The 12909-nt window shown below is 33.2% G+C and carries 13 protein-coding genes; 4 read left to right on the top strand and 9 right to left on the bottom strand.

The window, feature by feature from the left end; translation table 11 throughout:
- From AC1D0Y_RS27445 to AC1D0Y_RS27430, 4 genes are all read right to left on the bottom strand, one after another.
- Positions 1-624, bottom strand: a 624-nt coding sequence (locus AC1D0Y_RS27445) for an Rpn family recombination-promoting nuclease/putative transposase (protein WP_477708216.1), incomplete at its 3' end; no start/stop codon positions are given.
- A 292-nt stretch (positions 625-916) separates the two neighbouring features.
- Entirely contained in the window at positions 917-1324 is a 408-nt protein-coding gene (locus AC1D0Y_RS27440) for a hypothetical protein (protein ID WP_477708215.1), read from the bottom strand.
- Positions 1325-1356: 32 nt separating this feature from the next.
- Entirely contained in the window at positions 1357-1515 is a 159-nt protein-coding gene (locus AC1D0Y_RS27435; RefSeq protein ID WP_477708214.1) for a Fur-regulated basic protein FbpA, read from the bottom strand.
- Between the two features lie 269 nt (positions 1516-1784).
- Positions 1785-2780 carry a DUF3231 family protein gene (locus AC1D0Y_RS27430; RefSeq protein WP_477708213.1) on the bottom strand — a complete coding sequence of 332 codons (996 nt, stop codon included), beginning with the start codon at positions 2778-2780 and terminating at the stop codon, positions 1785-1787.
- Between the two features lie 270 nt (positions 2781-3050).
- On the opposite strand from AC1D0Y_RS27430, the gene AC1D0Y_RS27425 reads away from it, so the two are divergent.
- Positions 3051-3875, top strand: a complete 825-nt coding sequence (locus AC1D0Y_RS27425; RefSeq protein ID WP_477708212.1) for a class I SAM-dependent methyltransferase — start codon at positions 3051-3053, stop codon at positions 3873-3875.
- Between the two features lie 175 nt (positions 3876-4050).
- Here AC1D0Y_RS27425 and AC1D0Y_RS27420 read toward each other — a convergent pair whose 3' ends face one another.
- Both AC1D0Y_RS27420 and AC1D0Y_RS27415 read right to left on the bottom strand, forming a co-directional pair.
- A complete protein-coding gene (locus AC1D0Y_RS27420; protein WP_477708211.1) occupies positions 4051-5766 on the bottom strand; it encodes an ABC transporter ATP-binding protein in 1716 nt (571 codons plus the stop codon).
- Positions 5767-5976: 210 nt separating this feature from the next.
- Complete coding sequence (locus AC1D0Y_RS27415; protein ID WP_034656284.1) at positions 5977-6915, bottom strand: ABC transporter substrate-binding protein; 939 nt, start codon at positions 6913-6915, stop codon at positions 5977-5979.
- Positions 6916-7104: 189 nt separating this feature from the next.
- On the opposite strand from AC1D0Y_RS27415, the gene AC1D0Y_RS27410 reads away from it, so the two are divergent.
- From AC1D0Y_RS27410 to AC1D0Y_RS27400, 3 genes are all read left to right on the top strand, one after another.
- Positions 7105-8148, top strand: coding sequence for a FecCD family ABC transporter permease (locus AC1D0Y_RS27410; protein ID WP_477708210.1), 1044 nt, complete (start codon positions 7105-7107; stop codon positions 8146-8148).
- Entirely contained in the window at positions 8148-9173 is a 1026-nt protein-coding gene (locus AC1D0Y_RS27405; protein ID WP_477708209.1) for a FecCD family ABC transporter permease, read from the top strand. The genes AC1D0Y_RS27410 and AC1D0Y_RS27405 overlap by 1 nt, the downstream gene beginning before the upstream one ends.
- 86 nt (positions 9174-9259) lie before the next feature.
- Complete coding sequence (locus AC1D0Y_RS27400) at positions 9260-10060, top strand: ABC transporter ATP-binding protein (RefSeq protein ID WP_477708208.1); 801 nt, start codon at positions 9260-9262, stop codon at positions 10058-10060.
- A gap of 111 nt (positions 10061-10171) precedes the next feature.
- On the opposite strand, the gene AC1D0Y_RS27395 is transcribed toward AC1D0Y_RS27400, so the two are convergent.
- The 3 genes from AC1D0Y_RS27395 to AC1D0Y_RS27385 are packed head-to-tail and all read right to left on the bottom strand — an operon-like array spanning position 10172 to position 11954.
- A complete protein-coding gene (locus AC1D0Y_RS27395) occupies positions 10172-11068 on the bottom strand; it encodes a WD40/YVTN/BNR-like repeat-containing protein (RefSeq protein ID WP_477708207.1) in 897 nt (298 codons plus the stop codon).
- Positions 11065-11523, bottom strand: coding sequence for a flavodoxin (locus AC1D0Y_RS27390; protein ID WP_477708206.1), 459 nt, complete (start codon positions 11521-11523; stop codon positions 11065-11067). Before AC1D0Y_RS27390 ends, AC1D0Y_RS27395 begins: the two co-directional genes overlap by 4 nt.
- Positions 11524-11555: 32 nt before the next feature.
- Positions 11556-11954 (bottom strand): IDEAL domain-containing protein, encoded by a 399-nt coding sequence (locus AC1D0Y_RS27385; protein WP_207372847.1) that lies wholly within the window; start codon positions 11952-11954, stop codon positions 11556-11558.
- Positions 11955-12909: the final 955 nt, after the last annotated feature.

Raw genomic sequence — 12909 nt, 5'->3', positions numbered from 1 at the left:
CAATACCTGATCTTCTTGCATCGCAATCTCCTCCAATACCTGAGTGATTTCTTCATCTTCCGATGCTTCAAGTAATAATAACCATCGCACAAGTTGATCTTCTCGTGGATCTACCTCTCTGTTACGCCATTTAATTAATAACTTGGGTAGCTCCATAAAATGAATTTCCAGCATATCCGTTAAGAGTAATTTCTGTTCTCGCTCATATAACTGAAAGGCGGAATGATAATGAGTGATATGCGACAAATAACGAAAGTTAACAATATTGATAGTAATCGTTTTACATAGCTCTCCGTAGTCCATACCTTCTTTCATTTGGCTGCTATACATTTTGGACCAGTAATAGAGTGTTCGTTTTTCCATGTCATGTTTATTATTAAGCTGAATTTCAATATTGACACGGCTTCCATCCTCTAACTGCGCGTGTACATCTAAAATCGAGCGTTTATCTTCTTGGTTTTCTTTATTAAAATGCGGATCTAATAACTGAACCGTTTGAATTCTTTTCTGGTCTGGAAAGCGAAGTGCTGCATTTAAAAAAGCAGCTAAAATAGATTCATTTCCATGTGTGCCAAATAACGATTTAAACGCAAAGTCGACACGTAAGTCTAATCGTTTAGTCATAATATCCTCCATCATCTCCATGTTTGTTATTAGTATACCATGACTGGATAAGTTCTTTCTATTTCTCGCTTTATAGCATAATAAAGTGGCTATCAGGTATTTCTCGTCCTTCATTATTAATCATGATAAGTAGAAAATACTGCGCATCAATAAAAACTTTATAACTATGAAAGATCCCCACGAAATTAAATAATCTAAGCTCTTATCAGTATAGAACTTAGATTACATAGGTAGCTTTTTATTTTAGTTAAAGCTATTTATCATCTGTACTTTATTAAACATTGTTCACATTTCACCATTGATAGTAATTAATCCATTCAGCATGTGAACCTATAGACACATGGCTCACTTTTCTTTTTCTTAACTCCCTTAAAAATTGTTGCTTTTGCTTTATATTCTTCAGATATCCTTCATCTATTTGGTTATCCGTAAATACGCACCTTATAAAGGGAGAAATTTCATAAAAATAATGCACTCTCTCAAGATATAGATCATGTATAAATATAATAATCTTCCTTTTAGATCGGAATATTCCCTGTTTAAACGTAGAAACTTGGATAAATGGTTGAATTAAATAACGTAGATGTTCTTCATTCACTACAGCATATATGTAACAACCAAAGGGATAAATACGTTGAATGACGTCCAAAAATTTATACTCTTCTATCTCGTCTTCTAAGAAAATTTTATATTGTTTCACTTTAAGCTTCTCCTATGACCTTTTAAATAGTCTCATGTTTGTTGTTTTATTGTAAGATACTCTTTTTCTAATTCTGTTAAGGACAATTCATAGAGGTGTTTAGTGCCTTTTTTATACACACCTAATTCTAATAAAAAATTGATCATATTATTTTTTTGAGAGTCTGTGTCAGGTTGGAATTGATTGCTCATATACCCACCACCCAATTGATAATGATTATCAATATCGATTATAACCCATTTTCTTTTTATTTTCAAATCAAATAGTGATAATCTCAAAAGGTGCACTTTTCGAGATAGCAAAAAAGCTAATAGTAAAGTATCTATTTTAAAAACAAAAAAACTACTGCTCCTGAACAGTAGTCTTTTCTACTTACATGTAATTTTGTACGGAGTGATGATTTACATCACCTGTAGTAGTATGCTCTAGGGATTAAATATTATTCACTGAGAATGTGTGTCTAATAATCTAATCTCTTACGGTCATCTGCTTGGGGAGGTTGTTCCATCCACTGATTATCAATCATATCTTTCCCAATACGACTATATATCCATAAGCTATTCAAGGCTGCCTTTTCACAATGGGCTGCAATATCAGCTCTCATACTTGCGATGAGGGATGCGTTATAATAAGTTACTGCTACACCAAATAAGAAACCTGTTTGGAGAAGCATAAGCCGATCTGAAAAAGGAGAAACAGTAGAATTTGTAATCTCTGTTTCGCATGACTTAGGTAAATGAAGGTTGTCTTTTGTTAATAGGGATGAAAATATATCAATGTGCTTGTTTTTTACTTGGAGGCTTTTTTCTAATAAAGCTCGTACATTTTGATTTTTTGAAACTTGTGAAAAGCCAAGAATCATCGCTTTCACAATCATTGTTTTATGTAAATTAAAATAAGTATGTCCAGCTTCTATTGCATTCATAGGTCTCTTCTTACCGAAGACATCTGTTACATAGTGATATTGTTTAATCAGTTCCACCTTCTTAGGTGTTATATAGGTAGGTGGTTGCTGATAAAGTTGTTTTGAAATAAGCAGGTCCTTAGATTTTTTATAAATCTCCATTGCATCAAGATTACATTGATAATAAAAATCTACAACATCTTGACGTAGGGAAGTTGTAAAAGATAAGCTCATTTCATTGTGTCCATGTGTGCCCATCATATAAAGGGATTTGAGACACAAAGCGTCCGTAAATAAAGGAGGAGCTTCTAAATTAAGATCCTCTTCTGTTAATCCTTTAGGAAGAGGAAGCTTCTCTTTTTTAAATAACGCTTTCAAGGTATCTATATGGTTAAGTGAATACTGAAGAGCTGTTTGAAAAAGGCTATGTATTTCAGGATCTTGGATCGTGTGAAGCATATATTTATTTACACATACAGATAATGTTTCCCGGGTATAATGTGTCCATAAGTTTGCAATTTCAGGAGATGTTAATAGATTCTTTTTTTGCAATTTTCTGTTCCTCCGTATAAAAACCAATTTTCCTTAGCTTCCCCTCCTTTTAAGCTTTCATACAAGTTAGCTTTTCTTATAATATTTCCGATAAAAAATATTACATAAGCCAAGGCTGTATAGCTTTTACAGTGTAAGAAGAGAAAAACTTCTGCTGTAATTATCTATTATTATCAATGTAGAAAAGGTCCAAAAGGCGACAACATCATATAAATTAATTTATACTTATAATATTCCATTCACACTTATTACAAAGGAGTGAAACAATCTATGTCTACAAGTGAACATGTAAATAATAATAATATCGAACGCTTTACTGGTTTTGCTAACCTTTACGATCGAAATCGCCCTAGCCCTCCTCGGGAAGTGATAAAAATTTTACATACTTACTTAGGGGAAAAACCGAGAAATGTTGTAGATATAGGGTGTGGAACTGGCCTTTCTTCGTTCTTATGGATGAATGACTCTGTAAACATTATTGGAGTAGAGCCCAATGATGATATGCGTAAAGTAGCTATTACTAACTGGGAAAGAATAAATAAACCATCTAATATTCATTTTACCAAAGGTTTGTCTCATCAATTAGAACTAGTATCAGAATCTATAGACATTATAACCTGCTCTCAATCTTTTCACTGGATGGAACCCCAGAATACTCTTCATGAGTGTGCACGTGTACTACGTTCGGGAGGCATATTCGCTGCTTATGATTGTGATTGGCCGCCTACTTTTAACTGGATAGTTGAGGAACAATATAAGAAGTTAATTAATCTTGCTGAGACACGGGCAAGACAATTAGCAGACGTAGAAAAACATCCCCACAAGTGGAATAAAGAAAAACATCTTCAGCAAATTGAAGAGTCAGGCTTATTTCGATTTTCAAAGGAGATCGTCTTTCATAACTGGGAACTATGCAATGCAGATCGATATGCAAATATTGCATTAAGTCAAGGTGGGTTACAAACAGCTTTAAAAAAAGGAGCAAATGAACTTCATAAAGAAGTTGAACATTTCAAAAACAATGTAGCAGAAGCATTTGCTGGAAAAGCTCAAAATGTGTTATTTAGTTACCGAATGCGCCTAGGTATAAAATAATAATGAACAGCTTATATCAAAGTGAATGATTCTTACACATAAGCCTGAAGATACTAAAAAAACCTTTAAGAAGGGATTATCTTAAAGGTTTTTTTATAAGCAATCGAATAAATTCAATGGTCCTCTTGCACAAATTTAAGTTTTTTATCAGTAGTTTCAGCATATAACTTGTAAGTTATATGCTGAATTGAGCTTGATGTAATTTGCTATAAGCTCCTTGAGTGGCTAAAAGGTCCTCATGTTTCCCTTGTTCAATGATTGATTTATTTGCCACTACAATAATCCGATCTGCATTTTTAATCGTTGCCAAACGATGTGCAATAATCAAAGTAGTACGACCTACTGACAGTTTTGATAATGCTTCTTGTATAGCATTCTCTGTTTCTGTATCTAGAGCAGAGGTAGCTTCATCTAAGATTAAAATAGAAGGATTTTTCAAAAACATTCTAGCAATAGATAACCTTTGCTTCTGTCCCCCGGAAAGTTTCACACCTCTTTCACCAATTAATGTATCGAGGCCTTGAGGAAGTTTTAATACAAAATCCTCCAGCTGGGCTTGACGTAATGCCTCTAAAATATCTTCATCTTTTGCATCTAACTTACCATATTGAATATTCTCTCGAATCGACCCATCAAATAAGAATACATCTTGTTGTACAATTCCAATATGTGAACGTAAGGAACTCAACTTTATTTCACTAATATTTATTCCATCTATTAAGATCTCCCCTTGGTCAACATCATAAAACCTTGGTAATAGATTACATAAGGTGGTTTTGCCTGCCCCAGATGGACCAACTAAAGCAACAGTTTCTCCTGGCTGAATAGACAAATTAATATTCTCTAAGATTTGATCATTTTTATCATATCCAAAAGTTATGTTATCGAAGATAATCTTTCCTTTCAATTCTTCAATATCCTTAGCATTTGGTTTATCTGATATATCTGCTTTCGTTTCAAGAAGATCCAAGAACCTTCTAAAACCTGCAATCCCCTTAGGGTATATCTCAATTACTGCGTTTATTTGTTTAATCGGAGTTAAGAACACATTTGATAACATGACAAAAGCGATAAATTCACCATAGGTCATATTTTTTTGGATAACAAACCATGAACCACATACAAGAACAAATAAAGAGATAATCTTCATCAACACATAACTAATGGAAGCATTCCATGCCATTATTTTATATGTTAATAACTTTGTTTTGCGGAACTTACCATTGCTTTCGGCAAACTTCTCTATTTCATACTCCTCATTTGCAAATGCTTTGACTACTCTAATACCACTTACATTATTCTCTACACGAGCATTATAATTGGCAATATCACTAAACATCCCTTTAAAAGCTTTAGACATTTTTTTACTAAAATAGATAGATAAACAACTAACTAACGGAACAATAATAAATGTTAGGATAGCGAGTTGCGGATTGATACTAAACATTATTCCAAAAGCACCTATTAAGGTCATAATAGCTATAAATAAATCTTCAGGACCGTGATGAGCAATTTCACCGATATCCATTAAATCGTTCGTCATTCTAGAAACAAGATGCCCTGTCTTATTATTGTCAAAAAAACGAAAAGATTGCTTTTGCACATGATTGAATAATTGTTTACGCATATCGGTTTCAATATTGATTCCTAATTTATGTCCCCAATAAGTAACCACAAAGTTCATACCTGCACTAATTACGTAAATCATTAGTAACCCAATACAACCCCATAAAATCCAAGACCAGTTACCACTTGGCAATAAATCGTCAACTACCCTGTTTACAGCCAATGGAAACACTAATTCCAACAATGCAGCTAGAATGGCACAACAAAAATCTAATAAAAATAAGTATTTATATGGTCTATAGTAAGAAAAAAACCGCCGTAACATCAGCATCCCCCTATTCGAAAATTTATATCTTTCAACACAATGTAAAAAGAAAAAATAACCACTACTTTTTAGAAAAGCGCTGGTTATTTTTCGTTATAATTCACTCGTATCTTATATGAATGTAAATAATCTAAATCTGATTTATAGTTATTTAACTAATAATTGGTTTATTTTCAAAATGTCAAATGAAGAAAAAAACAAGATGTTTCATTATTTAATAGTTTTTAGAACATCATCAATAATTTGATCATTTGCAATAACCCCTGTATACAGCCAACTAGAGGATCTAGGAAATTCAGCTACATGATTATTCTTTACGGCAGGAATGTTTTTCCAAATAGAATTACTTAATGTACTTGCTCCATTTTTATCACTATTTACTAAGAAGATATAATCTGCATCTAAATCAGCTAACTTTTCTAAAGAAATTGGATTCCAATTGTTTTCTGTATTCTTGGATATTTCTTCTACTACCTTCGGTACTTTTAATCCTAAATCGTTATAAAGGACGTCCCCACTTGATAAGTCCTTCGAAGAGATAAATAATTTATTATTTACTAGCCAAACTGCTGCTGCAGAAGGAACTTCTTTATTTTCAGCTAATTTTGCTTTTGCATCTTTTACTTTTTTATCATAATCGTCAAGAAGTTTTTGTGCATCATCTTTTTTATTCAATACTTTTCCTACTTCTTGTAATTCTTTACGCCAGTCATTATTTTTATCTTTACCCACTACATATGTAGGTGCGATTTTACTGTATTGGTCGTATTTTCCGCCCTCTACCATACTAGACGAGTCCATAAGTATTAGATCTGGTTTAGTCTTTTGAACAGCTTCAAATGGTAAATCATAAGAGATTTTAGGCACATTCTTTAAATCATCTTTTAAATAATCTTGAACACCGTTACTAACAGACCATTGTGCTACAGGTGTAACACCTAAAGCTACCAGTGGATCTTCTAGATAAGATCCTAATACGCGTTTTGGGTTCGTTGGAACTTCTATTTTATGTCCAACTGCATCAGTTACCGCACGATTTTCTGAGTGTTTTTCAGAAGATTGATTATCTTGGCATGCAACCAGACCAACAGACAATAATCCCACGCTGCAAATTTGTAGAACTCTTTTTATTTTTACACCATACTTCATTTTAATCCCCCTATAACTATGTTAAAATATTATCTGTCTGATTCATTGATAATAATTATCACTATTAATTAAAGCGAATTCATCCTATAATGTCAATGGCTATTACATTTATTCTAAAGTACTTTGCAAAATTAATTAATATCCATTATCTGGTACATTTAGTTTCGCGTGCAGGAGGAAAAAATTTATATGGATAAAACAAATAAAGTGGCTGATAAACTACAGGATGAAGCTAGTTACAAAAAAAAGATAGGGATTACGATCATTTTATTTGGTTGGATTGCTGTATTACTATCAGTTATTTTTTCTATTCATTTTGGTGCATCTCATGTTACCTATCGTACGGTTTGGGAGAGTTTATTTTCTTATAATGATAATAATTCAGCACATGTCATTATTCATGATTTAAGATTACCTCGAGCATTAGCAGCTGTTTTTGTGGGTGCTGCTTTGGCTGTTTCGGGTAGTCTTATGCAAGGCATGACAAGAAATCCTCTTGCCTCGCCTTCTATTTTAGGTGTAACAGCAGGAGCTTCTTTTTGCATAGCTCTTGCCTTTGCTTTCTTCCCTGACATTACCTATGGTAAATTGATTTTATTTTCATTTGTTGGAGCTGGTTTTGCCACAGCCTTAGTATTTGGAATTGTTGCTATATCAAAAGGTGGAAATACATCAGTAAAGCTGGCCCTTGCTGGTACAGCAATTAGTGCGTTATTTACTTCATTATCTACTGCAATTGGTCTTAAATTCAATGTAGTAAAGGAAATGAACTTTTGGTATGCCGGCGGCGTTTCAGGTATTCAAATGAATCAATTAAAGTATGCTATACCTGTCATAATAATAGGAATTATTATTTCTATTTTTCTTTCACGCTCTATTACGATCCTCAGTCTTGGAGATGAGGTTTCAACTGGGCTTGGACAAAACACTAGAATTGTACGTGTTTTAGGCATGATTGCTGTACTATTATTAACCGGTGCAGCTGTATCAATTGCTGGAATGATTGGTTTTATTGGATTAGTTGTTCCGCATATAACGCGCTTTATAGTTGGCATCGACTATAGATATATTATCCCTTGTTCAGCTATAATAGGAGCTGTTTTATTGTTAGCTGCAGATATTCTTGGAAGAATGATTAATCCACCATTTGAAACTCCCGTTGGAGCTGTAACTGCTCTTATCGGTGTTCCTTTCTTCTTATATCTAGCTCGTAAAGAAGGGACGAACTTATAATGATTCAATTATTAAATAAAAGTAAACACGGATATAAGCTATTATGCGTAACCTTACTACTATTACTGTTTCTAATTTTAATTGTTAGTATTAACGCGGGATTCATTAAGATTCCTCTATCACAAGTTTGGTCTGCTTTTTTCGGAAATGATATAGGGAATCAAAGATTAATACTGTTTAATTTTCGCCTTCCTCGAATTGTATTAGCTATTTTAATTGGAGCAGGTATCGCTGTATCTGGAGCTATTATGCAGAGTATTTCTCGAAATGAGTTAGCAGATCCAGGTATTCTAGGAATCAATGCAGGTGCAAGTTTCTCCGTTGTACTATATATGTTTATTTTTCATGGTTCTAGTTTTTTAACAGGCATTTTGTCAATCTTTTTGATGCCCTTTACAGCTTTATTAGGCGCGTTTATAGCTGCGGCTTTAATTTATGGATTTGCTCGTAAACGGGGTAAAGTAACGCCTATCCGACTAATTCTAGTAGGTATTGGAATCAATGCTGCTTTTGCTTCAAGTACAATGGCCTTACAAATGAAAATGGAACCTCAAGATTTTATGAAAACTTTAACTTGGATATCGGGTAGTATATGGAGTACAAATTGGTCATTTGTTATATCCACTTTATTATGGCTAATTATTTTAATACCAATCGCTGTATATAAATCACGTTTCCTTGATATTTTAAGCTTTGGGGATGAAGTTTCTATTGGGTTAGGAGTATCCATTGAAAAAGAAAGATTAAAATTATTACTTATTGGTGTTGCTTTGGCAGGAGCTTGTGTTTCTGTTGGAGGAGGAATTACATTTTTAGGTTTAATTGCACCGCATATCTCTCGAGCATTAATAGGACCCAATCACAAAAAAGTTTTACCATTATCTGCTCTTTTAGGCTCATTAATATTATTAGGAGCCGATACAGTAGGACGTATTGTGATGTCTCCTACAGAAATGCCCGTAGGGATTTTAGTTTCTATTTTAGGAGCTCCGTATTTTATCTACCTATTGATGAGAACTAAATAAATTAAAAGATACTTCATTATTAAACTTTGTATATAAAGAAATGAAATTAAAGCTATACTAATCAATCATAAAAAGGGGCAATGAAATTGGCTATCCTGGCTACTGAAAATTTAGATTTATCTTATGACGATATACAAATTGTGAAAAAGCTTAATTTACAAATACCGACAAGTAAGATAACTGCTATTATTGGTTCAAATGGTTGCGGAAAATCCACTACTTTGAAGGCTCTTGCACGTATTTTAGCGCCTAAAAATGGAACTGTTTACCTTGATGGAAAAGCTATTAGCAAACAATCAACAAAAGAAATTGCAAAAAAAATGGCTATTCTCCCTCAAAGACCAGAGGCACCTTCTGGAATTACTGTTTTTGAACTTATTACTTATGGGAGATTTCCTCATCAAAAAGGGTTCGGCAAGCTGTCTGATCAAGATAGAAAAATTATTGAATGGGCTCTAAATATTACTGAAATGACTTCATTTAAAAATAGACCTATTGATGCTCTATCCGGTGGACAAAGACAACGTGCATGGATTGCAATGGCACTTGCACAACAAACTGATTTAATTTTATTAGATGAGCCAACTACCTATTTAGACTTAGCTCATCAGTTAGAAATACTTAAGCTTCTTGAAAACCTAAATAAGCAAGAGGGAAGAACCATTGTAATGGTATTACATGATTTAAACCTTGCAGCAAGATTTGCTGATTATATAGTGGCTATGCGTGATGGAGTAATTGTCAGCGAGGGAAAACCTGAAACAGTTATTACTTCACAGGTATTGAAGGAAGTTTTTCAAATTGACGCTGAGATTGTAAAAGATCCGAGAAATGATACACCTGTCTGCCTTACCTATGACTTATTAAAAAGTCTGCCCTCTAAATAAAGAAAATTATAGGTGCATGAGAATAAATAATGCCTTTGTGAAGGATATTCTATTTCCATGCACCTATTTCAAATACTATAACAAATAAGTACTAACAGTTTTTAATAAGCTTTAACAGATTTCTTGTAAACCTTTCCTATAATACTTTGTTTCATATAACCCTGCTACAATGTAGTTTTCATTTTCGTTGCATATTCTCCAGCCATGTCCCCGAATAAAATCGCAGGAAACTAGCTCTTGATTCTCAAGATATACTCGGGAAATAACGCTGTATCCTTCTTCATTTTGACTTGAAGTTGTGTACAGAATGCCGTTATGGGCGCAAACATCTAAATAACTCCGATGTCCATCACTACTGTAACACACATCCCAATTTAATTTATTTTCGTGTTTAATACTATTCAATGGAAGAAATTCTAATGATCCATTCTTTCCACGGCATGCTCCACTCACTGCTACTAATAGATTTTCGTGCACCAGCATAGATGAAATCATTCTCGAGGTTTCTATCTTTACCCTTCTTATTTCATTTGTGAATAAATCAACCATCCAAACACCCCCATTTTTAGGGTGTACCTTTGTCCCAATAAATAAATTATTTTCATATAAACATATGGAACGGATAGAAGGAGGATTAGAATACTCAAATGGATATAGAGTATTCCAAGTTTCCCCGTAGTTAGTGGATATGTAAATTACTTTTTCGCCATGTGCGACTACAAGGCCTTTTGAATTACAAGAGATACTCCATACGCTTGCTGACGTCGGAAAACGCTCAATTATCCAAGTTTCCCCTTCATCAGTACTTCGAATAAATGTTCCTTTATCTCCGGCACCATAAATGATTTCACCAGTACATTTCAAATCACGAATGTGATAGTTTAATTGAGGTAAGACATTCAGCCATATACCATTCTTTTCAATGATAAGGCCTTCGCTTACAGTAGCCACAACGAAACTATTGTTTTCAGTTCTAGTCACAGCTGTGGAACTGGACATGTTTTTCATAGTGAAGATTCCTCGAGGCTTTTGGAAAAGCTGATTGCAAAGGAATTACAATGTTCAATGTCTTCTTCTGTTTCCGGAGCAAGCTCGATTTTTAATCCTTTTTGTACAATTTCTGATCCACAAAGTTCTAGTTTTTCCTCTAATAAATCAACAGCTGCACAAAATTCAGGATAAGAACGATCACCAGAACCAAAGATTGCAGTTTTTTTACCCGTTAAATCAACATTTTCAATTTCATCATAAAAGTCTTCAACCTCGTATGGTAGGTCTCCATTTCCCCACGTATAAACACCTAATAAAATACCATCGTACTCTACTAGCTTTTGTATATCCAAATGTTCAATCTCCTCCATGTCTATATGGTAACCAAAAGGTTCGAGATTTGATTTTATCAGTTCAGAAATCTCTTCAGTATTCCCCGACATGCTTGCGTATGCAATAATAATTTTAGTCATACTGTTTCTCCTCTTGAAGTTTTTCAGCTTGTTTAAACATTCTGCACATGAGCATAGTTCATTTTACTCTTTACCTGTTGTGCATGGCGCAGCTCATTAGAAAGAGAAAGAAATGCCTCTCTGTCGTGTGTATCGAGTGCTTTGTTTATTTTAAAGTTCAAATAATTAATCTTTAGGTCTAAATCCCAGATAGAGCAAATGCTACCCTTAGCATGTAACTCCTGAATATCATCAACATAGATAAAGAACTGAAATTCGTTATTAATATCGATTAAACAGTACCATCCTAAGCCATCGACGTACTTCCGGTTGTTTGTAATTGTCCAAATATCTCCTTGACGGAAGTTAATCATATGTTGATGCTGTTGTTCTGGACAACAGCACCCTACTTCGTGGCAAAATGGCTTCATTATTATGAAATGCGTATCCATATACAATTCTCCTTTACGTCTATATACTTTCTTGAAACTTTTTTCATTTATCAATGTCAATTATATTCTAGTTAAACTCCTTTTTCTTGTGAAAATAATTATTAGCGAGAGAAAATTTGCTTGGTTTGTCTATTTTAAAAAGTAAAATGTATTTTTTAAATAAAGCTCTTTATGTTTGGTACGTTTCACTTTAACCCTATTACAAAAGGCTACAAATAATCGTTAACCTTAAATATCACAAAGAACTAGACAAGGAGGTTAAGTGAATGATACAATTCYTTTAATTGGTAATGATAATCTTTATCAATTAAAAGAACCCTTCAACCCTTAGTTTCGACTGATTCCCATGACAGTTGAATATAGGAGGCTTCCCTTTAGTCTCTTTTACCCCACTTCTGTGTAAAGGCAAAAAACCTACTCTATTGAGTAGGTTTTTTGTTACCAGTAGTTATAAAAGAAAGTTATAATATATTGTAGTTACGTGACCTATTCAGCTGAGAAGAAGAAATGCAACCTTGACCTATACTACCCTGAACCTTCAGTTCGTTTTTTTAGATTTCCAATAACGTATTTTACGTTAAGCCAATCGTAAAGTATTTAATAACAATCATTAGTTTAAATGTTTACTCTTATTGAGAACATATACATTCTTTTACTTCTTATCATATACTACTCTATCCTCTACTTACTTTCTAATAAATTCTTTTATTTATGATAACTCAAAAGAAAATTTTCAAGTATTTAACTTTTAGGTATGTTTAATGAGATTAATTCAATCAAAAATAAATAAATGAATTCTTATTTATAAAAATAAAAGTTTTACTATTTATACTTAGAGACGACAAAATTGTGGGTTTTTCTACAAGGTATGTAAATGGTATCACTATTTTTAATAAAATAAGTTAAGCATTACATACATTGATGAAGTTAAATTACATTTACTAAGAAGTATACA

Source organism: Priestia sp. P1_B12_1, from assembly GCF_056406695.1.
This window is presented reverse-complemented; position numbering and strand designations above follow the sequence as displayed.